Origin of the sequence: Streptomyces sp. NPDC001744 (genome assembly GCF_042892575.1) — a bacterium.
In the GTDB taxonomy this organism is placed as follows: domain Bacteria; phylum Actinomycetota; class Actinomycetes; order Streptomycetales; family Streptomycetaceae; genus Streptomyces.
The window spans coordinates 333,342-357,897 of sequence record NZ_JBIAUG010000001.1 but is presented as its reverse complement, the minus strand read 5'-3'; the positions used below and the strand labels follow the sequence as shown (position 1 = coordinate 357,897).

Sequence of the window (24,556 nt, the reverse complement as noted above, 5' to 3'; positions counted from 1 at the left end):
TCGGGAACGCTCGTGCAGCGACGGAGCCGGGGTGTCATACGGACTGCCTCCAGACCTCCTGAACACGTGGGTTCCAGGCGGGGTCGAAGCTACCGGAAGCGACGGTTCTCAGACGGCTGCCGAAAGTACGGAGCACCCCCGCGACACGAGGGTGATGGGTCGCGGCGTCGGCCGGGACGACCACGAACCCCGCCCCGGCCCTCCGGGGGCCTACGGGGCCTTCCCGAGCGCCTCCAGCTGGTCCAGGAACCAGCGCTGCGGCGGCAGGGCCGTGGCCGCCGCCGCCAGGCGCTTGGTGCGGTCGGCGCGTTCGGGGGCGGGCATCGAGAGGGCGGTGTGGAGGGCCTCCGCCGTCTCCGACACGTCGAAGGGGTTCACCGTCAGGGCGTCCTCGCGCAGTTCCTCGTACGCGCCCGCTCCCCGGGACAGGACCAGGGCGCAGCCCGCCTCCGAGACCACCGGTATCTCCTTGGCCACCAGGTTCATGCCGTCGCGGACCGGGTTCACCAGGGCCACGTCCGCGAGGCGGTAGGCCGCGAGCGAGCGGACGAAGTCGTCCTTCACCGAGACCAGGACCGGGGTCCAGTCCTCCGTGCCGAACTCGGCGTTGATCTCCTCCGCGAGCGCCGCCACCGAGGCCGTGTACGAGCGGTACACCTCCAGGTCCTGGCGCGAGGGGTACGCCGACGCCAGGTGGACCACCCGGCCGCGCCACTCGGGGTGCGCGTTCAGGAGTTCCCGGTAGGCGAGCAGGCCGCGCAGGATGTTCTTCGACAGCTCGGTGCGGTCGACGCGGACGATGGTCTTCCGGTCGCCGACCTCGGCCCGCAGCTCCGCCAGCCGCTCGTCCACGGCCGGCCGGTACGCAAGGGCCCGCAGCTCCTCGGCGTCGACGCCGAGCGGACGCACCGCGACGCGCGTCCCGGTGCCCTCGACGGGCGCGCCGCTCGTGAAGCAGTCGGCCCAGGCCTGGGTGTGGAACCCCACCTCGTCCGCGCCGAGCATGCCCCACAGCAGCTCCTCGCGGATGTCGTCCGGCAGCATCCCCAGGTACGCGGGGGAGGCCCAGGGGGTGTGGGTGAAGTGCGAGATCCGCAGGTCCGGGCGCAGCTCGCGGAGCTGCCCGGGGACCAGCGCCAGGTGGTAGTCCTGCACCAGGACCGCCGCGCCCTCGTCCGCCTCGGCCGCCAGCGCCTCCGCGAAGGCGCGGTTGTAGGCGCGGTACGCCTCCCAGCGGCGCCGGAACCCCGCGTCGAAGGCGGGCTCGCGCGGGATGTCGTACAGGTGGTGGTGGAGGAACCACAGCACCGAGTTCGCGATGCCGTTGTACGCGCCGTCGTACACGGCCGGGTCGATGTCCAGCATCCGCACGCCGGGCTCGCCGACGCCGCGCCGGACCGCCTCCCGGTCGCCCTCGCCGAGGGCCGCGCACACCCACAGGCTGTCCTGCGAGGAGACGGCGCTCAGCCCGGAGACCAGGCCGCCGCCACCCCTCCGGGCGTCGAGCGAACCGTCCTCGCCGAGCGTGTACGAGACCGGACCCCGGTTGGATGCCACGAGCACAGTAGCCATGTGGCGAACCTAGCCCGTCCCGTAAACGCTCAAACGTACGGATACGAGACGGGGGAGTTCCGGCCACGGAGGGTCACGGAGGCGATCGGGCCGGACGGGGGCGGCTCCGGGCCGGGCGGAGGGCGGTCCCGGGGCCGACGGGAAAGGGCCCCGGGCGGGGAGCGGCTCCGGCCGGTCAAGGGGCGGTTCTGCTCCGCAGCGCCGCCCTCGCCACCCACCCCGTTCCCGCCAGCGCCGCCACGAGCCCGCCGAGCAGCCACAGCCGTTCGGCGCTCCCCCGGGGCCGGGCTCCGGGCGGGGCGGGTGCCGGTGCCGGGGCGGTGGCCGGGAGGACGGCGCGGTTCCCGGGGCCTCGTGCCGTCGACGCGGGGCCCGACGCCGCCGACGCGGGCGCGGGTCCCGGCGGCGCCGAGGCGGGCGCGGGGCCCGCCGCGACCGGTACCAGCGCGACCGCCGCCAGGGCCGTCGCCGTCAGCGCCCTGCCCATACGTTGTCCGAAGCCCATGGGGAAGAAATGTAGGCAAAGCGAATCATCGGACGGCGTTACGCCACGCGGCGCCGCGCGTACTCCGCGATCCCGGCCATCGGCGGCCGCTCCTCCGTGTCCACCGCGTACGTGCGCGGCTCGAAGCCCCGCTCGCCGCGCTCGAACTGGGTCAGCCACGGCCGCACCAGGTGCCCCCGCGAGAGCCGCAGCTGCGCCGTCCGGTAGATGGTCGCCGCCATCCGGCCCAGCGCGTGCCCGTCCTGGTTCCGGTGCTTGCGCACCCCCACGTCCACCTGTGCGAGCGCGTCCAGGCCCACCGTGTGGAGCGCGTCCACGAGCAGGCCCAGCTCCACCCCGTAGCCGACCGGGAAGGGCAGCCGCTCCAGGAGCGAGCGGCGGGCCGCGTACTCGCCGCCGAGCGGCTGCACGAAGCCGGCCAGCTGCGGCCAGTGCAGGTTGAGCAGCGGGCGCGCCATCAGCTCCGTCACCCGGCCGCCCTGGCCGGGGACGCCGTCCAGCGGACGGTCGTACATCGCCTTGACGAGGTGGACCTCCGGGTCGGTCAGGAGCGGGCCGACGATCCCCGTGACGAAGTCGGCGGAGAAGTCCCGCAGGTCCGCGTCCACGAAGCACACCACGTCCCCGTCGGTCGCCATCAGCGACCGCCACAGGACCTCGCCCTTGCCGGGCACGGCCGGTATCCGGGGGAGGACCGCGTCCCGCGCGACCACCCGGGCGCCGGCCGCCGCCGCGACCTCCGCCGTGCGGTCGGTGGAGCCCGAGTCGACCACCACCAGTTCGTCGACGAGTGGCACCGACTCCGACATCAGCTCGCGCCGGATCACGGTGACGATGTCCCCGACCGTCGTCTCCTCGTTCAGCGCCGGCAGCACCACGCTGACCGTCGTCGCACGCTTGGCGGCGAGGATCCGCTCCATCGGCCGGTCCGCCACGGACCAGGACCGCCGGGCCAGCCAGCGCTCCACCTCTTCCAGCACGTGATCTCCATCTCGCGGTTCGGACGGGCCGTCCAAGCGCCCGGGCCTTCGGTTACAGTCTTGAACAACGCGACCGCCCTCCGCACTTCGGGGTGGCATCCGCGCCGGAGCGCAGGAACGAAAGTCCACCGCGCTTCACAACCGAATACCGCTCATCCAGAGGGGCAGAGGGAAACGGCCCGTTGAAGCCCCGGCAACCCTCCAGTCGGTCAGTCTCGTACTCCATCGGGGTCCACCGGCTAGGGAAGGTGCCAAATCCGTCTCATGGCGAAAAATTCGTCATGGGAAAGATGAGGAGAAAGGGCCTCGCCTCCATGGCTGTACAGACCGTCGCACCCTCCACCGCCGTCGACCTCGGTCCCGCGACCGGACTCTCCTGTCGCGAATGCGGTGAAGTCTTCGCCCTCGGCCCGATCTTCGCCTGCGCCCTCTGTTTCGGGCCGCTCGAAGTGGCCTACGACCTGCCGACCGGCGACCCCGAGGCACTGCGGAAGCGGATCGAGGCCGGCCCCGCCAGCATCTGGCGCTACGCCCCCCTCCTGCCCGTCCCCGCCGACGTGGCCGAGAAGCCGAACCTGAACCCCGGCTGGACCCCGCTCGTCAAGGCCGACAACCTCGCCCGCGAGATCGGCGTCGCCCCCGGGAAGCTCTTCGTCAAGGACGACTCGGGCAACCCGACCCACTCCTTCAAGGACCGGGTCGTCGCCCAGGCCATCGAGGCCGCCCGCGCCTTCGGCTTCACCACCCTCTCCTGCTCCTCCACCGGCAACCTGGCCGGCGCCGTCGGCGCCGCCGCCGCCCGCGCCGGCTTCCGCTCCTGCGTGTTCATCCCGCACGACCTGGAGCAGGGCAAGGTCGTCATGGCCGGCGTCTACGGCGGGGACCTCGTCGCCATCGAGGGCAACTACGACGACGTGAACCGCTTCTGCTCGGAGCTGATCGGCGACCCGCTCGGCGAGGGCTGGGGCTTCGTGAACGTCAACCTGCGCCCGTACTACGGCGAGGGCTCCAAGACGCTCGCGTACGAGATCTGCGAGCAGCTCGGCTGGGTGATCCCGGACCAGCTCGTCATCCCGATCGCGTCCGGCTCCCAGCTCACCAAGATCGACAAGGGGCTCCAGGAGCTCGTCAAGCTGGGCCTGGTCGAGGACAAGCCGTACAGGATCTTCGGTGCCCAGGCCGAGGGCTGCTCCCCGGTCTCCGCCGCCTACAAGGCCGGCCACGACGTGGTCCGCCCGCAGAAGCCGAACACGATCGCCAAGTCGCTCGCGATCGGCAACCCGGCCGACGGCCCGTACGTCCTCGACATCGCCCGCCGCACCGGCGGCGCCGTGGAGGACGTGAACGACGAGCAGGTCGTGGACGCGATCAAGCTGCTCGCGCGGACCGAGGGCATCTTCGCGGAGACGGCGGGCGGCGTGACCGTCGGCGTCACCCGCAAGCTCGTGGAGAACGGCCTCCTCGACCCGGAGCTGACCACCGTCGTCCTCAACACCGGCGACGGCCTCAAGACCCTGGACGCGGTGGCCGACACCTCGCAGGCGACCGCCACCATCCGCCCGAGCCTGGACGCGTTCCGCGACGCCGGCCTGGCGCACTGAAGCCCCCCGGCCCCCGAAAGGTGACGAAGTCATGGCCGTGAACGTCCGCATCCCCACCATCCTCCGCACCTACACCGGCGGACGGTCCGAGGTGCCGGCCGAGGGCGCGACCCTCGCCGAGGTCATCGCGGACCTGGAGAAGAACCACACGGGCATCGCCGCCCGCGTCCTGGACGACCAGGGCAAGCTGCGCCGCTTCGTCAACGTCTACGTGAACGACGACGACGTGCGCTTCGAGCAGGGCCTGGAGACGGCCACCCCGGACGGCGCGGGCGTCTCGATCATCCCGGCGGTCGCCGGAGGCTGCTGAGAGGCGGGCCGCGCGTCCCCGCCGGCCCGCCCCTTCCGCTCCGTTCTTCCGGTTCCGTCCTTTTCGGATCGCCCGTGAATCACCCTCGAATTGCCCCTTCCGCATCCATAAGCGGAAGGGGCAATTCTGTATGGTTGAGCGCGGTAGAGTTGGGGAAGCCCCCTCCGCCGCTCATGCCGGGCGCATATGAGAACGCCCCCCGACATGACAAGAAGTGGCCAAACCGTGCGCGCGTTGTGCACCTTCTGCGCGTTTTGCCGGGCCCGACTTGCCCGGACATTCAAGGGATTCTCCCTTTCCTCCTTTCTGGCGTGCCCAGAATTCTCGCTCGAACGGCCTGTTGCAGAGGGCAGTTGGGCAGATACATTCAGCCGCGGTCGACGCGTTCCGGCGCAGGGTCTGACCCGGGGTTCGTGAAGTGCGGCCCCGCGCAAGGGCCAGTAACAGGGGAGTTAGGCATGGCTCAGGGCACCGTCAAGTGGTTCAACGCGGAGAAGGGCTACGGCTTCATCGCGGTCGACGGTGGTGCGGATGTTTTCGTCCACTACAGCGCGATCCAGATGGATGGCTACCGCAGCCTCGAAGAAGGACAGCGAGTCGAGTTCGAGATCTCGCAGGGCCAGAAGGGTCCGCAGGCGGACATGGTCAAGCTCGCCGTCTGAGCGCGGCGCGATCGGCCACCGACGCAACGCCGTCGAGGGGCCCGCATCCCGAAGGGGACGCGGGCCCCTCTCGCGTGTGCGGGGCGGGGCGGCTTCCGGGCCGGGCGTCGTCCGTTCCTGCGGGGGCCCGGCCCGTCCGGGGCTCCGCGCGCCCGGAGCCTTGTCCGTCCGGGCCTCTGTGCGTCCGGAGTTCTGTCCGTCCGGGGTGCTGTGCGTCCGGAGTCCTGTCCGTCCGGGGTGCTGTGCGTCCGGAGTCCTGTCCGTCCGGGCCCCTGCCCGCCCGAAGCCCTGTTCACCTGGGGCCTCGCCCCCCGGGTCCCGTCCGCCGGGTCCTTCGCGCCGTCTTCCGGAACCCCCGGCTCCCCGCCCGAAACCCGAGAGTCGCTTGCACTCTCATAGGGCGAGTGCTAATCATTGGCGTTAGCACTCGGAAGGTGAGAGTGCTACGAGGATCGGGCAGGCGAGGCCGTCGGCCGCGTGGGGCAAGGAACCGCGCGGAGCAACCGGAGGCCGTCCGTCGCGGGCGTCGGCGCGGTCCTGGAGCGTTATCCACCCCATGTCCGGGAGGACCACTTCACATGGCCAAGATCATCGCGTTCGACGAGGAGGCCCGGCGCGGTCTCGAGCGCGGCATGAACCAGCTCGCTGACGCCGTCAAGGTCACCCTCGGCCCCAAGGGCCGCAACGTCGTCCTCGAGAAGAAGTGGGGTGCCCCCACGATCACCAACGACGGTGTTTCCATCGCCAAGGAGATCGAGCTCGAGGACCCGTACGAGAAGATCGGCGCCGAGCTGGTCAAGGAAGTCGCCAAGAAGACGGACGACGTCGCCGGCGACGGTACGACCACCGCCACCGTCCTCGCCCAGGCGCTCGTCCGCGAGGGCCTCCGCAACGTCGCCGCCGGTGCCAACCCGATGGCCCTCAAGCGCGGCATCGAGAAGGCCGTCGAGGCCGTCTCCGGCGCCCTGCTCGAGCAGGCGAAGGATGTCGAGACCAAGGAGCAGATCGCCTCCACGGCCTCCATCTCCGCCGCCGACACCCAGATCGGCGAGCTCATCGCCGAGGCGATGGACAAGGTCGGCAAGGAAGGCGTCATCACCGTCGAGGAGTCCCAGACCTTCGGTCTGGAGCTGGAGCTCACCGAGGGCATGCGCTTCGACAAGGGCTACATCTCGGCGTACTTCGCCACCGACATGGAGCGCATGGAGGCGTCGCTCGACGACCCCTACCTCCTGATCGTCAACTCCAAGATCTCCTCCGTGAAGGACCTGCTCCCGCTCCTGGAGAAGGTCATGCAGTCGGGCAAGCCGCTGCTGATCATCGCCGAGGACGTCGAGGGCGAGGCCCTGTCGACCCTGGTGGTCAACAAGATCCGCGGCACCTTCAAGTCCGTCGCGGTCAAGGCGCCGGGCTTCGGCGACCGCCGCAAGGCCATGCTGAACGACATCGCCATCCTCACCGGCGGCACGGTCATCTCCGAGGAGGTCGGCCTCAAGCTGGAGAACGCGGGCCTCGACCTGCTGGGCCGCGCCCGCAAGGTCGTCATCACCAAGGACGAGACCACCATCGTCGACGGTGCCGGTGACAGCGAGCAGGTCGCCGGTCGCGTGAACCAGATCCGCGCCGAGATCGAGAACAGCGACTCGGACTACGACCGCGAGAAGCTCCAGGAGCGCCTGGCGAAGCTCGCCGGTGGCGTCGCCGTCATCAAGGCCGGTGCCGCGACCGAGGTCGAGCTCAAGGAGCGCAAGCACCGCATCGAGGACGCCGTCCGCAACGCGAAGGCGGCCGTCGAGGAGGGCATCGTCGCCGGCGGTGGCGTGGCCCTGCTCCAGGCGTCGAGCGTCTTCGAGAAGCTCGAGGCCGACCTGTCGGGCGACGAGGCCACGGGCGCGAACATCGTGAAGCTGGCCCTCGAGGCCCCGCTGAAGCAGATCGCCGTCAACGCCGGCCTCGAGGGCGGCGTCGTGGCGGAGAAGGTCCGCAACCTGCCCGTCGGCCACGGCCTGAACGCCGCGACCAACGAGTACGTCGACCTCATCGCCGAGGGCATCATCGACCCGGCGAAGGTCACGCGCTCCGCGCTGCAGAACGCCGCGTCGATCGCCGCGCTGTTCCTCACCACCGAGGCCGTCATCGCCGACAAGCCGGAGAAGGCCGCCGCGCCGGCCGGCGGCGGCATGCCGGGCGGTGACATGGACTTCTGATCCCGAGGGATCGGCGGTTCGTCGCTGGACGCGACAGCCGAGGGCGGTACTCCCGTGAAGGGGTGCCGCCCTCGGGCCGTTGTGCGGGCCCGGCCTCCGGTGGCGCGGGGGAGGGGCGGAAGCGGCCGGAGTCGCGGACGAGGTCGTCCGGAAGGCCGGGTGCGAAGGCTCCGCCGCTCAGGAATCGCAGGCTCGTCTCCCGGCCCCGTTCCCCCGCCCGACCCTCAGCGGCGAAAGAATTGAACGAGTTCGAAAAAATGTTCTCCGGTGGTGCCGTCCTCTGCTAGGGTCGGCCTGCTCGCGCGGGGGAACGAGCGGCGAGCACACCTGGCCCCTCCCCGCGCCGTATGCCCCGGGGAGGGACTTTCTTCGTGATCAACCCATTGCGCCGGCAGTCGAGACGGCGCGCGCTCGGCCGTATCGCGCTCACCGTCGGCCTCGTGGTGACGGCGGGAATCGGCACCGCCGCGGGGGCGGCCGTCGCCGAGCCCCCCGCCGGAACCACCGAGCCCGTCGTCGTCAGTCCGGGCGCGCGCTTCGTGCCCCGCGCCACCCTCGTCCTGAACGCCGGCGAGACCGGCTTCCTCACCGCGCGGGAGGGCGACGACCGGCTCCGCTGGATCGACTACGCCACCGGCACGACGACCGTCCTCGACCACCGGCTGCCCGAACCCCTCTCGTACGACGTCGACGCCTACCGCTTCACCCGGTACCCGTCGGACTTCGGCCACGGCTCCGACACCGTGGCCGTCCTCTCCGGGGACCCGGCCCCGTACGTGACGCTCCAGCAGCGGGCCGGCGGCAGCGCGACGACCAGGGTCGCGATCCCGGAGGGGCAGACGTACGTCGCGACCTACGGGAACACCGTCGTCACCCGGACCGGCACCGAGAGCGCCGTCACGAGCCTGCACCTCCTGCGCCCGGAGGGCGGCGGAGTGCGGGACCAGAAGCTGGAGGGCCTGCCGGAGGGCTGGAACCTCACCATCAGCGAGGGCGACGCCCGGTCCGTCGCCGTCCGGGGCATCAAGTGGGAAGACACCACGATGTCCCAGGGCTGGTGGGTCGTCGACCTCGCGAGCGGAGGTGTGAAGGCGCTCTCCACACACGGCGAGAGCATCTCCTTCGACCGGGACACCGTCTTCCACCTCGGCGCCCCGTCCGGCAGCGAGGCCCAGGTGTACCGCCGCGACGACCCGGACGCGGCCCCGGTCACGCTCGATCTGCGGGACGTGGCCTCCTACAACGACGTGGTGCGGCCCTTCGGCGACGCCTTCGTCACCGTGACCCCGCCCAGCCCCGGCAACGAGGGCGGGTACCGGGGCAACCACCTCGTCCTGCGCGACGCCGCCGGAAGCTGGAAGTCCCTGCTGGCCGTCGCCTCTCCCTCGGTGCACCGCACGCCCGACGGCTCACTGCTCGTCGCGGGCGCCGAGGAACGCACGGACCTCGGCGCCCTCGACTGGGGGTACTACCTCTTCACCCCCGGCACGAACGGCACCTTCACCCGCAAGCGCCTGGCGGACATCGAGGACAGGGAGGCGAACCCCTACGGCATCTCCCTCGGCAGCGGCATCCTCACCACGGCCGACGACTCGAACCTGTACCAGCCGGGCACCGCCCTCGGCGGCTACCGGAGCACCTGGCTGAAGACCTCCGGGCGCCCGGAGGAGCTGAACTCGACCGTCGACGGGGTCGTGTCCGGGGGGGACGACGACTTCTGCGCCCCCGTTCACGGCACCTACTGCGTCACCATGTTCGCGAGCGGGGACGGTCATCACGGCCGCCGGGAGGCGACCGAGCAGGGCGTCACCATGCTCTACCGCAACGGCACCGCTCCGTGGGGCCCGAGGGTGAACTCCGGGATCGGCAGCCCCCAACTGGTGGACTTGTCCGGCCGGTTCGGCGTCGTGAACCAGAGCTGGGGTGGCGCGCAGGCGGTCCTCCACTTCAAGGACGCCGACACCGGCGGCGTGCTGCAGAAGCGGGAGCCGGTCGCGGCCTCCGTCTGGGGCGGCACGCTGTGGAGCGCCCTCGGACGGTGGAACGACACCGGTTCGGGCGTGTCCACCCGGGTGGAGGCGAAGAACCTGTCGACGGGCGCCGCCGGAGAGTCCTTCGACGCGTCCTGCGTGCCCAGTGACCTCCAGGCCGTGGGCCGCTGGGTGTATTGGAGGTGCAGCGACTACTGGAACGATTTCAAGGGCGCCGGCGTCCACGACCGGCAGACGAAGCGTTCCCTGCGGCTCGGGGCCGACGAGACGCTCCTCGGCGACGGTTATCTGGTCCACCGCTCGGACACGGCCGGCCTCACCCTCGTCGACCTGCACGACGGCCTCCCGGCCAGTGGCAAGGAGGCGGACCTGCCGCGGCGCGTGGTCGCCACCGCCGCCGAACTCGGTGACCGGACCGCGCGCCGGGCCGGGTGGACGGTCGACCGTTTCGGCGGCCACGTCGCCTACACGGGCGGGGACCGCCGGGTGCGGATCGTCCCCTCGGGCGTTCCCGCCTCCCCGGTCGCCGCCATCGACGCCGACACCCCGGCCGTGAACCTCGGTTCCGGTGCGTGGAAGCCTCGTTGGTGGCTCTCGAAGCCGGGCGCGTCGTGGTCGCTGGCGCTGCGGAACAAGGCGACGGGGAAGGCCGTGCGGACGCTGGCCGGGGGCGAGGCCCGCGGACTGGTGACGACGTCGTGGGACGGCAAGGACGCCGCCGGGAAGCTCGTCGCCAACGGCGCGTACACGTGGACCCTGACCGTGAAGCCCGCCGACGGGCAGGGTGCCGACCTGGTCCTGTCCGGCGTGGTGCCGGTTACCGGCGGCGCCACTGTCTGGCGGGATCTGGCCGGGGGCGACGGTTTCGGTGACCTGCTGGTGTCGGACGCGGCGGGCCTGGTGTCGATGTACCGGGGCACGGGCACGGGCGCGCTCTCGGACCGGATCGCCGGTACGGGAGCGAAGTTCCCGGCCGGTTCGGCGATCGTGCCGGCCGGCGACCTGGACGGCGACCGGTGCGCGGACGACTACGTCCGGGTGGGGGACCAGCTCCGGGCCTACCGTCCCGGCTGTGACAAGGTGCTCTCGGCCTCCTCGCCGTACACGCCGGTCGGCGTGGGCTGGGGGCAGTACGACGTGCTGACGTCGTCGGGGGACGTGGACGGTGACGGGTTCCCGGACCTGCTGGCGCGTCAGGCGTCGACGGGGGACGTGTACTTCTACGGGGGCACGGCCGACCACCGGTTGAAGGCCCGCGTGCGGATCGGGACCAACTGGAAGCTGTACGCGAAGCTGGTGGGCGCCGGTGACCTGAACGGCGACGGGCGGGGCGACCTGCTCGGCGTGGACGCCTCGGGCGTGCTGTGGCAGTACCACGGCACGGCGGCCGGCGGCGTGACGGCCCGGACGCAGGTCGGTGGCGGCTGGGGCGTCTACTCGGCCCTGGCCGGGACCGGCGACCTGAACGGCGACGGCCGCGCGGACCTGGTCGCCCGCGACACCACGGGCAAGCTCTACGCCTACTACTCCGCCGGCTCCGCCGCCACCCCCTACGGGGGCCGCGTCCTCATCGGCACCGGCGGCTGGAACACCTTCAGGGGCCTTCACTGATCCTTCCGGACAACCCGGGGGCCCGGCCGTCACCGACGGCCGGGCCCCCGGGGCGTTTCCCCGGGGCGCCACGGGGACCCCGGCGGTTACCGGGCGTGCAGCGCCGCGCGCAGGTGGCCCCGGGAGTCGGCGAGGCGCTTCGCGGCCGTGGGGGCGTCGACGTCGGCGAGGAGCATGAGGATCGCGTTCTTCACCTCGCCGTCGGCGGCGGCGAGGGCGGCCTCGATCTCCTCGTCCGGCGCGCCGGTGGCCAGGGCGACGATCCGCCGCGAGCGGGCCCGGAGCTTCTCGTTGGAGGCGCGGACGTCGACCATCAGGTTTCCGTAGGTCTTGCCGAGCCGGATCATCGTGATGGTCGAGATCATGTTGAGGACGAGCTTCTGGGCGGTGCCCGCCTTGAGCCGGGTGGAGCCGGTGAGCAGCTCGGGACCGGTGACGACCTCGATGCCGTGCTCGGCGGCCGCGGCGAGCGCGCTGCCGGCGTTGCAGGACAGGCCGATGGTGAGCGCGCCGAGCGCGCGGGCGTGTGCGACGGCGCCGACGGCGTACGGGGTGCGGCCGGAGGCGGAGACGCCGACCACGGTGTCGTCGGCGGTGAGTCCGAGCGCGGCGAGGTCCTCCGCCGCGAGTTCCCGCGAGTCCTCGGCGCCCTCGACGGCCTTGACCATGGCGGAGGGGCCGCCCGCGATGAGGCCGACGACCCGCGCGGGGTCGGTGTTGAAGGTGGGCGGGCACTCGCTGGCGTCGAGGACGCCGAGGCGTCCGGCGGTTCCGGCGCCCATGTAGACGAGCCGGCCGCCGCGGGCCATCCGCTCGGCGGTGGCGTCGATGGCGGCGGCGAGGGCGGGGAGCACCCGGGCGACGGCGGCGGGGACGCTCTGGTCCTCGCCGTTCATGGTGCGGGCGATGTCCAGGGTCGGGAGCTGGTCGATCTCCGCGAGCTCGGGCCGGAACGCCTCGGTGGTGAGGGTGGCGAGCTGGGCGCGGAGTTCGGCGTACGTGGAGGCGGAAGGGGACACGTGCGGCTCTTTCGGTACGGGGGCGGCGGCGCCGTGGACTTCACGGGTACGGGGCCCGGCGGGCGCGGGGGCCCCGGCGGGTGCGGGGCGTGGTTCAGCGGGCGCGGGGCGCGTGGCGGTGGGCCAGGGCCTCGTACGAGGCGGCCAGGGCCGGGGCGGCCGTTTCGTACGTCCGCTGGGTGACGCAGGTGAACAGGCAGTCCACGACCAGGAGTTGGCTGGTGCGGGAGGACATGGCCGCGGGGCGCAGTTCGCTCTCGCGGGCGGTGGAGGTGGTGAGGACGTGGTCGGCGTACTGCGTGACGGGGCCGTCCGGGCGGCCGGTGATCGCGACGGTGGTGGCGCCGTGGTCGAAGGCGACCCGGAGCGGTTCTATGACGTCGCCGGTCGAGCCGGAGTGGGTGATGGCGAGGGCGACGTCCCCGGAGCGGAGCTGCACGGCGTTGGTGACGGCGAGGTGCGGGTCGCTGTGGGCGTGGGCGATCAGGCCGATGCGGAGCAGTTTCTGGCCGAGGTCCTGGGCGACGAGACCGGAGGCTCCTATGCCGTAGATGTCGACGCGGCGGGCGGCGGCGAGGGCGGTGACGACGGCGCCGAGCTGGACGGTGTCGAGCCCGGCGGCGGTGTCGGCGAGGGTTTGCTGTTCGTCGTAGGCCAGTTTGGCGACGACGTCGGCGATCGGGTCGTCCACGGCTATGTCGGCGGTGACGGAGGGCGCGCGGCCGGACTGCTGCTGGGCGGCGAGTCCGGCGAGGGCGAGGCGCAGGTCGCGGTAGCCGGGGTAGCCGAGGAGGCGGGCGGTGCGGACGACGGTCGCCTCGCTGGTGCCGGTGAGTTCGGCGAGGCCGGTGACCGTGAGGGCGGCGCAGCCGGCGGGGTCCCCGGCGACGGCCTCGGCGACCCGCTGCATGGAACGGGTCATGGACGGCGCGAGGGTCCGCACCTTGGCGGCGAGCGCGGCGGGGGCGGGGGGCGCCTCGCCGCTGAAACTTTCCTTCACGTCATTGATCACATCTGAAAGATACTTTCGGAAAGCGGGGGGCGACAAGCCCCCGCGGGCCCCCGGCCGGGAAGGGGCCCTCGTCCTCCGGCCCCGCGCGGGGTGACAATGAGGGCATGGACGACATCGACCCCGTGGAACAGGCGCTGCACACCGCTCGCGCGCTGGTACTGGCCGACCTGGCGGCCCGGCGGGTCGCCGCCGCCGAGATGGTGTCGATGGTGGAGGACGCGGTGACCCACCGGCGCTGGTGGGTCGAGCAGTGGCCGGAGGGGGTGACGTACGTCGCGGGGCTCGTCGCCCAGGACGTGCAGGACGCCCTCCTCGAACGGCACGGCCGCTGGCCGATCTGCCCGGTCTGCTCCTCGGGCGACCCGCACGCCCTGGACGTGGAGCCGGAGCTGGGCCCGGACCCGCACTGGGTCTGCGGCAAGCAGGGCGTGGTGGTGGCGCCGGTGGGCGGTCTGACGTGACGGAGGCCCGCGGGTGACGCTGTACATCGATCCGCCCACCTGGCCGGGGCACGGCCGCATGTGGTCGCACCTGGTCAGCGACGTCTCCTTCGAGGAGCTGCACGCCTTCGCCGCGACGCTGGGCGCCCCGCCCCGCGCCTTCGAGCGGGACCACTACGACATCCCGTCCGACCGGTACGCGGCCGCCGTGGCCGGCGGCGCGGTCGAGGTCGGCTCGAAGGAGCTGCTGCGCCGCCTCACGGGAGCGGGCCTGCGGCGGCCGAAGGGCCGGCCGGTCGGCTGACGGGACCGGGCGGTCCGGGCGTACGCGAACGGGGGGTCCGGGCGTACGCGACCGGGCGGTCCGGGCGTACGCGAACGGGGGCGCCCGTCCTCAGCCGCACAGGGGGGAGGACTCCCGGCCGTCCTTCGCGGAGGCGGCGACCGCGCTCCCGGCCACGACGTGGCCCTCCCCCGGTGCGCGGCGGCTCAGCCACAGCGCCAGCGCCGCCGCCCCGAGCCCCACCAGCGTCATCGCCGCGCCCGCCCAGGCCGTGGAGGCGTAGCCGAGGCCCGCGTCGATGACGGTGCCGCCGAGCCAGGGGCCGCCGGTGTTGCCGAGGTTGAAGGCCGCCGTGGTGGTGGCGCCCGCGAGGGTGGGGGCGGCGCCGGCGACGTTGAACATGCGGGCGTTGAGGGCCGGGGCGGTGAAGAAGGCCGAGACGCCCAGGAGGAAGGCCAGCAGGACCGTGACGACCGGGCTGGAGGCGAAGAGGGCCAGGGCGGCCAGGAAGACGGTCGAGGCGGCGATGCCGCCGAGCAGCACCCCGAAGAGGTGCGCGTCCGCGATCCGGCCGCCCACCGCCGTACCGACCAGGGCGCCGACGCCGAAGAGGCCGAGGACGCCGGAGACCCAGGACTCGTCGAGGCCGGCCACGTCGGTGAGGAGCGGGGCGAGGTACGAGAAGGCGCAGAAGACGCCGCCCGCCGCCAGGGCCGTGACGACGACCGAGAGGAGGACCTGCCGGTCGCGGTAGATGGTCAGTTCCCGCTTGAGGCGCGGCCTCGTCTCCGGCAGGGGGAGGTGCGGGATGCGGGTCAGCACGCCGACGAGGGCGACGGCGGAGGCGAGGCCGACCGCCCAGAAGGCGGAGCGCCAGCCCAGGTGTTCGCCGAGGAAGGCCCCGGCGGGGACGCCGAGGACGTTGGCCACGGAGAGGCCGCCGATCATGACGGCCATGGCGCGGGCCCGCGCGCCGGGCGGCACCATCGCGATGGCGACGGCCGCGCCGACCGCCCAGAACCCGGCGCAGGCGAGCGCGCTCACCACCCGGGAGGCGAAGAGCACGGCGTAGTTCGGCGCCAGGGCGCCCGCCACCTGTCCCAGGCCGAAGACGGTGATCAGGGCGACCAGCGTGGTCTTGCGGGGGAGGCGCAGGGTCGCCACGGCGAGCAGGGGGGCGCCGACGACCATGCCGATCGCGAAGGCCGATATCAGCAGCCCCGCGCGGGGGATGGAGACGCCCATGTCCTCCGCGAGGGGCGGCAGCAGCCCGGAGAGCATGAACTCGCTCGTCCCGAGCGCGAAGACGGAGAGGCCGAGGATGTGGACGGCCAGGGGCATCCGGACCGGAGCGGTCCGGGGGGCGGGAACGGAGGGCGGGCGCCCGGCTGGTGAAGACGGCATGACATGGGCCAACCCGTGGTTCGTTCCTGTCATTCCTCCCGGCCGGATCGTCTCGGGATGCGGAACGGTGTTTTTCGGCCGGGCTACCGGGCGGCCGGCCGGCTCCTCGCGGCGGGCGGCGAGGCGATCGACGAGCGGTTCGTTCTCCGGCGGCGGCCGGGCCGTCACGGGCAGGGGCGGTGCCCGTTCCCTTCCGGGCGCGTCCGTCGGCTTCCCCGGTCCGGCGGGTACTCCGGGACTCCGGGTCCGCCGGGTTCTCTGAGCTGTTCGAGTTCCCGCTCCACGTTCTCCCGCGCCTTCTCCTCCCACACCGCCGCCCCGTACGGCGTCCGGAAGAGCCGGGGCAGGCCGAGGAGGTGGCGGAGGACGGCGGCGCGGCCCTCGCGGAAGGCGTCGTCGGGGACGAAGCCGTACTCCTCGCGGACCGCCGTCGCGTACGCGTCGTACGCGGCGGGCTCGCCCGCCAGGACCGCGAGGTCCGCGTCGCACAGGGTCTCGCCGTTCAGGTCCCCCTCGGCCGGGTCGTGGGAGGCCGTCAGGAGCACCAGGCGGGCGACCTCGGTCACCTCGCGCGGGGTCAGGCCCGCCTCGGTGAGGGCCTTCCCGGCCAGGGCCGCCGAGCGCTCCTCGTTCTCGGAGCGGTCGGGCCGGTAGACGGCGTCGTGGAACCACGCGGCCAGCCGGACCAGTTCCAGCTCCCCGCCCTCGCCGCCCTGGTCGGCCAGTTCGTCGACGCGGTCGAGGACCGACCGGAGGTGGTCGACCGTGTGGTAGCGGCGCTGCGGCTCGGCCCAGCGGGCCAGCAGGTTCCTGCCGTACGGGGCGGGGTCGGGCCCCTCGCGGCCGGCGCGGGCGGCGAGCAGGGTGGCGTTCCAGCGGTGGAGCAGCGCGTGCTCTTCCTCGGCGGTCATGGGGGCATTCTGCCCACCGGGGCCGGCGTACCGCCGAAGGACCCGCTCTCCCCCGTTTCGGAGACCGTCCCGGAGACCGGCCCGGAGGACTGCCCGGCGCTGCCGTCGCTTGTCAGGGTGGCCCTGACGTCCGTACGCTGCCCGTCAGGAACGGCCTGACGGTCGGGTCGTGGCCGGAGGAGGAGGCGTCATGCCCGGGGAAGCGCCCGAACACGGCGGCCGGATCTGCTCGTTCTGCGCCAAGCCCGAGACGGAGGTGGACAAGCTGGTCGCCGGGCCAGGGGTGAACATCTGCGACGAGTGCGTGGACCTGGCCGCCTCGATCGTGGCCGAGTACCGTCCGGACCCGGCCGGGCCGCGGATGCCGACGTGGGGCGGTCTCACCGACGCGGAGATGCTGGAACGGCTGCCCCGGGCCGCCGCCGTGGCCGACCAGGTCGAGGCCGATGTGCGCCTGTGGGTCGTGGAGTTGCGGCGGCGCGGCGTGACGTGGGCCAGGATCGGCGAGGCGCTCGGCATCACCCGCCAGTCGGCCTGGGAACGGTTCTCCGGGGAGGCGTGACCCCGGGGCGGCCCGGCGGACGCGCCCCGGCGCACCGGCTTCCCGGTGTCCCCTCAGCCGGAACGGAGGACCCGGAAGCGGCCGGGGTCCGCCGGGTCCCGGTCCACGACCTGGGTCGCCGTCCAGGACGACTGCCAGACGCCGATGCCCGGGACGCGGGAGAACCGGATCTCGCCCCGGGTGCCCCCGACCGCGACGCGGGACCAGGCCGGCGCGGCGCGGACCCGGTCAGGACCGTGGGAGCGCAGGACGCCGGCGAGGACGAGGGCCGTGTCGTACCCCTCGAACGCGACGAAGGAGGGCGCTCCGCCGAGTCGCGCGCGGAGGTCCGCTGCGACCCGAGCGCCGAGCGGGGTGAGGCGTTCGGGCAGGTAGCGCAGGAACGGGACCGAGGCGCCGTCGCCGCCCAGCAGCGCCTCCCACTCCGCGAACTCCGGCTGCCCGGCCGGGGCGCCGATCAGGACCTCGGAGAGGCGCGGGTCACGGCGGACGGCCGCGACGACCGGAACCGCTGGTTCCGGGAAACCGGTCAGCAGGAGGAGGGCCGTCGCGCCGTCGGCGGCGAGTCCGTCGCACAGCGCGGTGGGGGAGAGGGCGCGCGCGTCGAACGCGGTCACGGTGCCGCCGCGCGGGGCGAGGCGGTCCCGGAGGAGGCGGATGCCCGCATCCCAGTACGCGCCGGGGTCGGCCGCCACGGCCACGCGGCGGTGGCCCGCGACGAGGAGGTGGTCCGCGTAGACCCGCCAGCCGTGGGACTGCGGAGGGGAGAGGCGGGCGACCCACTCCGTCGGCCGTTCGGCCACCGCGTCGAGCACGGCCGACGAGCACAGGAACGGCAGACCGAGGGCATCGGCCCTGGTGGCGGCGGCACGGGCGACGACGCTGTGGTACTCCCCGGCCACGGCGGCCACGCCCAGGCGCGCGAACTCGTCCACGGCCGCCGCCGCCCTCGACGGATCGGCGGCGGTGTCCCGTACGACCGGTTCGAGCGGCCTCCCGGCGACCCCGCCGGCGTCGTTGACGTCGCGGACGCCCCGCTCGAACCCGGCGAGCAGGTGCCGCCCCGCCTCGGTCCAGCCGGGCCGGGAGAGCGGGGCGAGGACGCCGATCCTGACGGCTGCCGCGCCGGAGTCTTCCGCTCCGGCCGGGAACGATGGCGCGTGCACGGGCGGACGTCCTCCTGGGCGGACCGGTTCGGGCGGGGGCCCCGAAACGCGTTGCCGGGGGCCGGGGTCGCGCGGGACGGCGACGCCGAACGGATCTTCTCAGGAATTCCGGTACGCGGGGGTGGACTTGTGGTTCGCTGCCTGCTGCCTGCTGCCTGCTGCCTGCTGCCTGCTGCCTGCTGCCTGCTGCCTGCCGCCTGCCGCCTGCCGCCTGCCGCCTGCCGCCCGCGCCGGTCCGCTGCCCGCGCCGGTCCGCCTCCCGCGCCGAAAACCCTTTGCGGCGCGTGGACCCGAAGCGCCAGGCTTCCCGTCCATGACCCGCCCTCCCTCCTCCTCCGCCGCCGTCGCGGACCTGTTCACCGCCGACGGACGCCTCAAGGCGGTCCCGCGCCGGGCCGCGCGCCGTGAGGCGCTGCTCGCGCACCTCGCCGCCACCCTCTTCGAGCCCGGCCGCGACTACGCCGAGCCCGAGGTCAACGAAGCCCTGCGGACCGTGCACGAGGACTTCCCGGCCCTGCGCCGGTACCTCGTGACCGGCGGTTTCCTCACCCGGACGAAGGACGGGTCCGCCTACCGCCGACAGCAGCGGACCGGCTCCCCCGGAGGCGCGATCACCGCCGCCGCGTGACGACGGGTGCGGTGGTGGCCGGCCTCCTGGCCGGCTACGGCATCGCGGTCCCGGTCGGCGCCGTCGGCGCCCACCTGGTGGCGGTCGCGGCCCGTTCCCCGTGGCGTACGGGAGCGGGTGCGGCGCTCGGCGTCGCCACCGCCGACGGGCTGTACGCGCTGCTCGCCGTCCTCGGCGGCACCGCCCTCGTCCCCCTCCTCGCCCCGGTCGCCACGCTCCTGCGCCCGGTCTCTGCGCTGGTCCTCGTGGCCCTGGCGGCGCACTCCTCGTGGCGGGCCGTCCGCGCGTACCGCACGGCCACGGGTCCGGACGCGGCCACGGGGACGGGCCGACCGTCCGCTCCCCGGCGCGCGCTCCCCGCCTACGCGGCCTTCCTAGGGATCACCCTCCTCAACCCCCTGACCGTGCTCTACTTCACCGCCCTCGTCCTCGGCGGGCGCCCGGCGACGGGGCCGGCCGGTGCGGCGGTCTTCGTCCTCGCGGCCTTCGCCGCCTCCGCGAGCTGGCAGCTCCTCCTGTCCACCGCGGGCACCCTCCTCGGCCGCGCCGTCACGGGTCCCCGGGGCCGCCTGGCGACGGCCCTCGCGTCGAGCGCGCTGATCACGGCCCTGGCGGTGGGCATGGTGAGCTGAGCCGGTACGGGGTGCCGGGGCCCGTGCGGGGCCCGGACGTCAGCGGCCCCGCCGTACCCCCGCCGTCAGGGAGACCGCCGTCAGGGCGACCGCCCCCGCCGCCAGCGCCACGGCCGCCCCCGTCCTCACGGCCCCGCGGCACGGGCCCGGGGAGAGGAACGAGTCCTTCGAGCGGACCGAGAGCACCGAGCGGACGCTCGCCCAGGAACCGGCCGAGGCGACCGACAGCGCGGAACCGACCGAGGCGACGCTCGCCCAGGATCCGATGGAGGCGACCGAGTGGGCGGAGCCGACCGAGCCGACGGAGAGGAAGGAACCCACCGAGCCGATGGAGAGCATCGAGCCCACGGAACCGATGGAGAGGAACGAGTCCTTGGACCAGAGGGAGAGGGACGAACCGCCGGTGCGGTCGGGGGACGTGGAGGCCATGGGGCGATCCTAGGGACGCGGGACGCCTGCCGGGAGTACGCGAACCGCCGGGACCGGGGCCCGGAGCGAGGACGGGCGGCGGTCCCCGGCGCTTCCGGCCGGGAAGGTCCCGGCGCGAGCGGATTTCCCCGGTGCGGGCCGAATCCTTTCGGCGGCCCGGTGCCTCCTTCATGTGTACCGACGCACGTCGGGACGGGACAAGGAGGACCTCATGATCGTCGGAATCGTCGTCGCCGCCGGAGCCGTACTGCTCTGCACCTGCGCCTACGCGCTCACGCGCAAGCGGAAGCAGACCCGTGGCTGACGCGTCCTGGCCCGGCGAACGGCTGGTCACCGCCGCCCGGAGCGGCGACGTCGACGCGATCGCCGCCCTGGTGTCGGGTTCGCACCCGAACGTGCGGCGGTTCGCCCGCTCGCTCTGCGCCACCCCCGAGGACGCCGAGGACGCGGCGCAGGAAGCCCTGATCATCCTCTACCGGAAGATCGGGATGCTGCGCGCGTCCGGCGCCCTGGCCTCGTGGATGTTCCGCATCGTCCGCAACGAGTGCCTGCGGCGCGCCCGGACGACCCGGGTCCACGCGCCCCTGCCGGACGACGCCGCGGGCCCGGCCGGGAAGGCGGCTCCGCCGGGCCCGGCCGTGGAGTCGGCCGAGGACGTGGTCCTGCAGCGCATCGAGGCGGGCAGGGTGGCGACCGCCGTCGCCGCCCTGCCCGCCGAACAGCGCCACGTCCTGATCATGCGGGACGTCCAGGGCCACAGCGGGCGCGCGGTCGCCGAGGCGCTCGGCCTCAGCGACGCCGCCATGAAATCGCGCCTCCACCGCGCCCGCGCCGCGGTCCGGCGGTCGCTCCGCACCCCGTCCACCCCCCTGCCCGTACCCGGAGGTTCCCGTGACACCAGCCGAAGCGGCCGGCCCTGACTTCGCCAGTTCTTCCCTGTCCCGCCATCTGGTCCGGGGCGCCCTCGGTTTCGGCGGCCTGATCGGCTCGGTCGCGCTCCTTCCGGTCACCGGCCCGGTCAGCCTGCTCCTCCTGCCGGTCGGCGTGCTCGCCCTGCGCGGCTGCCCGATGTGCTGGATCGTCGGCCTGGCGCAGACCGTCTCGCGGGGCCGCCTGCGGCGCGACTGCGAGGACGGCGTGTGCCGGCTGTCCGTCGCGGACCGGGGCCACGAGGGGCATCCGGCCGTTCCGGCGGGCCCGGCCGGGTCACCGGGCCCGGCCGGGCCGTAGCGGTGCGGCGGGGGTGCGGCGCGGTCAGCCGACCGGGCCGGTCCAGTCCGCCGGGACCCGGGCGGCGCGCACGCGTTGCGGGTGGTCGCCCACCGCCACCGTCGCCACCTTCCGGCCGGTCGCGAAGTCGATGGCGGTGACGGCGTCGGCACCGCTCTCGGAGATGACGCACGCCTTTCCGTCCCCGCTGACGGTCGCCCAGTACGGCTTCGACGCGGGGACGAGCGGCCCCTCCTGCAGGGTGGCCCGGTCGACGACCGTCGCGTAGTCGTCCATCGTCCCGGCGACGCACAGCTTGTCGCCCGCCGGGCTCATGGACATGCCGTGGTGGCGGGAGTCGTTGACCCAGGTGGTGCGGTCCTCGCTGGTCGCCGGGTTCTTCGGCAGCGTCTTGACGCGGGTGATGCGGTCGGTGGCGACGTCGTACTCCAGGAAGCCGTTGAAGAACGACACCTGGAAGTACAGCTTCGACCCGTCGGGCGAGAACACCGCCGGGCGGACCGCGTCGGACAGGTCCTTGCGGCCGAACGCGTCGAGCCGTTCGCGCATGTCGATGACGCGGACCTGCTCGAAGGTCCGGGCGTCCACGACCGTGATCTTCCGGTCCCCCTTGGTGAAGTCCCAGAACGGGTCGTCGAGCGCGGTCGTCACCTCGCCGATCGACATGTTCCACAGGTACCGGCCGTCGGCGGTGAAGACGTTCTCGTGCGGCTTGTCCCCGGTCGCGAACGAACCGACCTGGACGCCCGTCTCGATGTCGAGGACGTGCACCGTGTTGGAGGTCGAGGCGGAGACCGCGACCCGCCTGCCGTCGGGCGAGACGGCCATGTGGTCGGCGCGGAAGCCCGAGACGGGGAAGCGCCACCGGAGCTTCCCCGTGGTCAGGTCGACGGAGACGACGTCGGCGAAGCTCGGGCGGGAGACGACCACGGCCGAGCCGTCGGGCGTGGAGTACATGTCGTCCACGAACTGGTCGTGCCCCTCGCCCGGCCCCAGCCGGATGCCGAGGAAGAAGGCGAGCTTGACGGGGTTGAGGTAGATCTCGGCCAGGCGCTGCGTCTTGTCCGGTACGACGTTCACCCGGGCGATCCGGGAGAAGGCGCCGCGGTCCTCGATGACGTCGGCGGTCCCGTCCCAGTTGTTGCCGACGAACATGACCTCGCGCAGGCCGGCCGGGCCGTTCTCCGCCGCGAGGGCCGGCGGCGCGGCGCTCGCGGCGACCGACAGGACGAGCGCGGCGGCCACGGGGGCGACCGTGCGCCACGCGCGGGAGGGGGACCGCGTCGGAGCGGGCTTCGCTCCGTTGGATGTCGCGCCGCCGGGCGTCGTGCCGTGGGGGGACCGTCTCGAAGAGGACATCGCTGTTCCTTCCATGGAGCGGCCGCCGGGGGCGGGCCGCGGATGAGGGGCATGGGAAGAGCTGAGCGTTGTTCATGTTCCGGCTACTGGAAAGTAACGACCCGGACCCCGTCCGGCAAGACTTCCGGCAGGACCTCCGTCGCCCTCCCCGCGGCGCGGTCCGGGGAAAAGGGGCGGCTCCCCGGGCCGTCCGGGCCGTCCGCGCGCATCGCCGCAGTACGCGCCCCCTTCCGGCGTCCGCGCCCCGCGCGAAAGGGCCCAAGTGGTCTAGTCCAAGACTTGTTCAAACTTGGTCCAGACCATTGACGCACTCGGCCCGCCGGGACTACTCCGTATGCCAACAGGCGTGCCCGACAAAGGCGTTGACGCACCCGCCCCCCCACAGCCATTGGACTGCCATGAGACGCGTACGTTCGCTCCGCTCGGCCCTCACCGCCGCCGTGACCGCCGTCGCCGCCCTCGGCCTCGCCGCCGTCACCGGCGCGCCCGCCCAGGCGGCGACCCCCCTCCCCGAGCACGTCTTCGCCCCCTACTTCGAGGCGTGGACCGGGGAGAGCCCCGCCGCCCTCAGCGCCCAGTCGGGCGCCAAGCACCTGACGATGGCGTTCCTCCAGACCGCCGCGAAGGGCTCCTGCACCGCGTACTGGAACGGCGACACCTCCACCCCCGTCGCCGCGTCCTCCTTCGGCGCCGACATCAAGACCATCCAGTCGCGCGGCGGCGACGTCATCCCGTCCTTCGGCGGGTACACGGCCGACACCACCGGCACCGAGATCGCCGACAGCTGCACCGACGTCGACCAGATCGCCGCCGTCTACCAGAAGGTGATCACCACCTACGACGTCACCCGGCTGGACATGGACATCGAGGTCGACTCCCTCGACAACGCCGCCGGTGTCGACCGCCGCAACAAGGCCATCAAGGTCCTCCAGGACTGGGCCGCCGCCAACGGGCGCCGGATCGAGATCTCGTACACCCTGCCGACGACCACCCGGGGCCTCGCCGCGAGCGGACTCGCCGTGCTCAAGAACGCCGTCGCCAACGGCGCCCGCGTCGACGTCGTCAACATGATGACCTTCGACTACTACGACAACGCCGCCCACGACATGGCCGCCGACACCAAGACGGCCGCGCAGGGCCTGTACGACCAGCTCGCCAAGCTCTACCCGGGCAGGACGCCCGCCCAGCTCTGGGGCATGGTCGGCATCACCGAGATGATCGGCGTGGACGACTTCGGCCCGGCCGAGACGTTCACCCTCGCCAACGCCCGCACGGTCTACGACTGGGCCGTCTCCAAGGGCATCAACACCCTCTCGTTCTGGGCGCTCCAGCGCGACAACGGCGGCTGCCCCGGCGGCGCGGCCGCCGACAACTGCTCGGGCATCCAGCAGAACACCTGGGACTTCTCCCGGATCTTCGCGCCCTTCACCAGCGGGACGACCGCCCCGGCCGACGACTTCTCGGTGACCGCCACCCCGGCCTCCGCCACCGTCGCCGCCGGCTCCTCCACCAGCACCACGGTGAAGACCGCCGTCACCGCCGGCACGGCGCAGACGGTGAACCTCTCGGTGAGCGGGCTGCCCGCCGGCGTCACCGCCACCCTCAGCCCCGCCTCCGTGACGGCCGGCGGCTCCTCGACGCTCACCCTGAGCACCACGACGGCCGCGGTCTCCGGCACGTACCGGATCGCGGTCGACGGGGCGAGCCCGTCGGCCGGTCACTCGGCGGTCTTCTCCCTGACCGTCACCGGCGGCGCCACCCCGTGCACGGCCGCCCCGTGGGCCGGGGCCACCGTCTACACCGGCGGCCGGCAGGTCTCCCACAAGGGCCACACCTGGAAGGCCAAGTGGTGGACGACCGGCGAGGAGCCCGGCACCACCGGCGAGTGGGGGGTGTGGCAGGACCTCGGCGCCTGCTGATCCGTACCCGCGTCAGCTCGGCGCCTGCTGATCCGTACCCGCGTCAGCTCGGCGCCTGCTGATCCGTACCCGCGTCAGCTCGGCGCCTGCTGATCCGTACCCGGGCCGTCCCGGCTCCGCGGA

General features: G+C 73.4%; 22 protein-coding genes, 1 pseudogene and 1 riboswitch. Of the genes and pseudogenes, 13 read left to right on the top strand and 10 right to left on the bottom strand.

Annotated features, from left to right (window positions below; translation table 11 throughout):
• Positions 1-210: 210 nt before the first annotated feature.
• From ACFYZY_RS01745 to ACFYZY_RS01735, 3 genes are all read right to left on the bottom strand, one after another.
• Positions 211-1,572: a trehalose-6-phosphate synthase gene (locus ACFYZY_RS01745; protein ID WP_388688582.1), complete on the bottom strand. Its 1,362-nt coding sequence runs from the start codon at positions 1,570-1,572 to the stop codon at positions 211-213.
• A 175-nt stretch (positions 1,573-1,747) separates the two neighbouring features.
• Positions 1,748-2,077, bottom strand: a complete 330-nt coding sequence (locus tag ACFYZY_RS01740) for a hypothetical protein (protein ID WP_388688581.1) — start codon at positions 2,075-2,077, stop codon at positions 1,748-1,750.
• Positions 2,078-2,115: 38 nt separating this feature from the next.
• Positions 2,116-3,057 carry a glucosyl-3-phosphoglycerate synthase gene (locus tag ACFYZY_RS01735; protein WP_388688580.1) on the bottom strand — a complete coding sequence of 314 codons (942 nt, stop codon included), beginning with the start codon at positions 3,055-3,057 and terminating at the stop codon, positions 2,116-2,118.
• A 149-nt stretch (positions 3,058-3,206) separates the two neighbouring features.
• Positions 3,207-3,354: riboswitch (SAM riboswitch) on the top strand.
• 17 nt (positions 3,355-3,371) lie between these two features.
• Here ACFYZY_RS01735 and thrC point away from each other — a divergent pair.
• The 5 genes from thrC to ACFYZY_RS01710 all read left to right on the top strand — a co-directional run bounded on the left by thrC (position 3,372) and on the right by ACFYZY_RS01710 (position 11,439).
• Positions 3,372-4,658, top strand: coding sequence for a threonine synthase (gene thrC, locus ACFYZY_RS01730; RefSeq protein WP_388688579.1), 1,287 nt, complete (start codon positions 3,372-3,374; stop codon positions 4,656-4,658).
• A 31-nt stretch (positions 4,659-4,689) separates the two neighbouring features.
• Positions 4,690-4,968 carry a MoaD/ThiS family protein gene (locus ACFYZY_RS01725; protein ID WP_030498268.1) on the top strand — a complete coding sequence of 93 codons (279 nt, stop codon included), beginning with the start codon at positions 4,690-4,692 and terminating at the stop codon, positions 4,966-4,968.
• Positions 4,969-5,426: 458 nt separating this feature from the next.
• Positions 5,427-5,630, top strand: a complete 204-nt coding sequence (locus ACFYZY_RS01720) for a cold-shock protein (protein WP_015035246.1) — start codon at positions 5,427-5,429, stop codon at positions 5,628-5,630.
• Between the two features lie 578 nt (positions 5,631-6,208).
• Positions 6,209-7,837, top strand: coding sequence for a chaperonin GroEL (groL, locus tag ACFYZY_RS01715; protein ID WP_388688576.1), 1,629 nt, complete (start codon positions 6,209-6,211; stop codon positions 7,835-7,837).
• A gap of 371 nt (positions 7,838-8,208) precedes the next feature.
• A complete protein-coding gene (locus ACFYZY_RS01710; RefSeq protein WP_388688575.1) occupies positions 8,209-11,439 on the top strand; it encodes an FG-GAP-like repeat-containing protein in 3,231 nt (1,076 codons plus the stop codon).
• A gap of 86 nt (positions 11,440-11,525) precedes the next feature.
• Here ACFYZY_RS01710 and murQ read toward each other — a convergent pair whose 3' ends face one another.
• Positions 11,526-12,458, bottom strand: coding sequence for an N-acetylmuramic acid 6-phosphate etherase (murQ, locus tag ACFYZY_RS01705; protein ID WP_388688574.1), 933 nt, complete (start codon positions 12,456-12,458; stop codon positions 11,526-11,528).
• 94 nt (positions 12,459-12,552) lie between these two features.
• Positions 12,553-13,470 carry a MurR/RpiR family transcriptional regulator gene (locus ACFYZY_RS01700; protein ID WP_388688573.1) on the bottom strand — a complete coding sequence of 306 codons (918 nt, stop codon included), beginning with the start codon at positions 13,468-13,470 and terminating at the stop codon, positions 12,553-12,555.
• A gap of 104 nt (positions 13,471-13,574) precedes the next feature.
• On the opposite strand from ACFYZY_RS01700, the gene ACFYZY_RS01695 reads away from it, so the two are divergent.
• Entirely contained in the window at positions 13,575-13,931 is a 357-nt protein-coding gene (locus ACFYZY_RS01695) for a hypothetical protein (protein ID WP_388688571.1), read from the top strand.
• 13 nt (positions 13,932-13,944) lie between these two features.
• Entirely contained in the window at positions 13,945-14,214 is a 270-nt protein-coding gene (locus tag ACFYZY_RS01690; protein ID WP_388688570.1) for a DUF4031 domain-containing protein, read from the top strand.
• Between the two features lie 90 nt (positions 14,215-14,304).
• Here ACFYZY_RS01690 and ACFYZY_RS01685 read toward each other — a convergent pair whose 3' ends face one another.
• Both ACFYZY_RS01685 and ACFYZY_RS01680 read right to left on the bottom strand, forming a co-directional pair.
• A complete protein-coding gene (locus ACFYZY_RS01685; protein WP_388688568.1) occupies positions 14,305-15,534 on the bottom strand; it encodes a Cmx/CmrA family chloramphenicol efflux MFS transporter in 1,230 nt (409 codons plus the stop codon).
• 227 nt (positions 15,535-15,761) lie between these two features.
• Positions 15,762-16,508 (bottom strand): hypothetical protein, encoded by a 747-nt coding sequence (locus tag ACFYZY_RS01680; RefSeq protein WP_388688566.1) that lies wholly within the window; start codon positions 16,506-16,508, stop codon positions 15,762-15,764.
• Positions 16,509-16,698: 190 nt separating this feature from the next.
• Between ACFYZY_RS01680 and ACFYZY_RS01675 the strand changes: the two are divergent.
• A pseudogene (locus ACFYZY_RS01675) lies at positions 16,699-16,842 on the top strand (ClpX C4-type zinc finger protein); the annotation flags it as partial.
• 281 nt (positions 16,843-17,123) lie between these two features.
• On the opposite strand, the gene ACFYZY_RS01670 reads toward ACFYZY_RS01675, so the two are convergent.
• On the bottom strand, positions 17,124-18,236 hold the full coding sequence (locus ACFYZY_RS01670) for an ABC transporter substrate-binding protein (protein ID WP_388688564.1): 1,113 nt from the start codon (positions 18,234-18,236) through the stop codon (positions 17,124-17,126).
• A 313-nt stretch (positions 18,237-18,549) separates the two neighbouring features.
• Between ACFYZY_RS01670 and ACFYZY_RS01665 the strand changes: the two genes are divergently transcribed.
• Complete coding sequence (locus ACFYZY_RS01665) at positions 18,550-18,864, top strand: DUF2087 domain-containing protein (RefSeq protein WP_388688563.1); 315 nt, start codon at positions 18,550-18,552, stop codon at positions 18,862-18,864.
• On the top strand, positions 18,861-19,496 hold the full coding sequence (locus ACFYZY_RS01660; RefSeq protein ID WP_388688561.1) for a LysE family transporter: 636 nt from the start codon (positions 18,861-18,863) through the stop codon (positions 19,494-19,496). The genes ACFYZY_RS01665 and ACFYZY_RS01660 overlap by 4 nt, the downstream gene beginning before the upstream one ends.
• A gap of 39 nt (positions 19,497-19,535) precedes the next feature.
• Here the strand turns inward: ACFYZY_RS01660 and ACFYZY_RS01655 are convergent, their stop codons facing one another.
• Positions 19,536-19,925: a hypothetical protein gene (locus tag ACFYZY_RS01655; protein ID WP_388688559.1), complete on the bottom strand. Its 390-nt coding sequence runs from the start codon at positions 19,923-19,925 to the stop codon at positions 19,536-19,538.
• Between the two features lie 296 nt (positions 19,926-20,221).
• Here ACFYZY_RS01655 and ACFYZY_RS01650 point away from each other — a divergent pair, with 296 nt between their 5' ends.
• The gene (locus tag ACFYZY_RS01650; RefSeq protein WP_388688557.1) at positions 20,222-20,845 is read left to right on the top strand and encodes an RNA polymerase sigma factor; all 624 of its coding nucleotides are present in this window, start codon (positions 20,222-20,224) and stop codon (positions 20,843-20,845) included.
• Positions 20,817-21,155, top strand: a complete 339-nt coding sequence (locus ACFYZY_RS01645) for a hypothetical protein (protein ID WP_388688555.1) — start codon at positions 20,817-20,819, stop codon at positions 21,153-21,155. The genes ACFYZY_RS01650 and ACFYZY_RS01645 overlap by 29 nt, the downstream gene beginning before the upstream one ends.
• 24 nt (positions 21,156-21,179) lie before the next feature.
• Here the strand turns inward: ACFYZY_RS01645 and ACFYZY_RS01640 are convergent, their stop codons facing one another.
• Complete coding sequence (locus tag ACFYZY_RS01640) at positions 21,180-22,400, bottom strand: YncE family protein (protein WP_388688553.1); 1,221 nt, start codon at positions 22,398-22,400, stop codon at positions 21,180-21,182.
• 512 nt (positions 22,401-22,912) lie between these two features.
• Between ACFYZY_RS01640 and ACFYZY_RS01635 the strand changes: the two genes are divergently transcribed.
• The gene (locus tag ACFYZY_RS01635; protein WP_388688551.1) at positions 22,913-24,433 is read left to right on the top strand and encodes a chitinase; all 1,521 of its coding nucleotides are present in this window, start codon (positions 22,913-22,915) and stop codon (positions 24,431-24,433) included.
• Positions 24,434-24,556: the final 123 nt, after the last annotated feature.

Excerpts from the sequence above, each read along its gene's own strand:
- ACFYZY_RS01745 (WP_388688582.1), bottom strand. The coding sequence starts at position 1,572 with ATGGCTACTGTGCTCGTGGCATCCAACCGGGGTCCGGTCTCGTACACG.
- ACFYZY_RS01740 (WP_388688581.1), bottom strand. The coding sequence starts at position 2,077 with ATGGGCTTCGGACAACGTATGGGCAGGGCGCTGACGGCGACGGCCCTG.
- thrC (WP_388688579.1), top strand. The coding sequence starts at position 3,372 with ATGGCTGTACAGACCGTCGCACCCTCCACCGCCGTCGACCTCGGTCCC.
- ACFYZY_RS01725 (WP_030498268.1), top strand. The coding sequence starts at position 4,690 with ATGGCCGTGAACGTCCGCATCCCCACCATCCTCCGCACCTACACCGGC.
- ACFYZY_RS01720 (WP_015035246.1), top strand. The coding sequence starts at position 5,427 with ATGGCTCAGGGCACCGTCAAGTGGTTCAACGCGGAGAAGGGCTACGGC.
- groL (WP_388688576.1), top strand. The coding sequence starts at position 6,209 with ATGGCCAAGATCATCGCGTTCGACGAGGAGGCCCGGCGCGGTCTCGAG.
- ACFYZY_RS01695 (WP_388688571.1), top strand. The coding sequence starts at position 13,575 with ATGGACGACATCGACCCCGTGGAACAGGCGCTGCACACCGCTCGCGCG.
- ACFYZY_RS01685 (WP_388688568.1), bottom strand. The coding sequence starts at position 15,534 with ATGCCCCTGGCCGTCCACATCCTCGGCCTCTCCGTCTTCGCGCTCGGG.
- ACFYZY_RS01680 (WP_388688566.1), bottom strand. The coding sequence starts at position 16,508 with ATGACCGCCGAGGAAGAGCACGCGCTGCTCCACCGCTGGAACGCCACC.
- ACFYZY_RS01665 (WP_388688563.1), top strand. The coding sequence starts at position 18,550 with ATGACCCGCCCTCCCTCCTCCTCCGCCGCCGTCGCGGACCTGTTCACC.
- ACFYZY_RS01655 (WP_388688559.1), bottom strand. The coding sequence starts at position 19,925 with ATGGCCTCCACGTCCCCCGACCGCACCGGCGGTTCGTCCCTCTCCCTC.
- ACFYZY_RS01635 (WP_388688551.1), top strand. The coding sequence starts at position 22,913 with ATGAGACGCGTACGTTCGCTCCGCTCGGCCCTCACCGCCGCCGTGACC.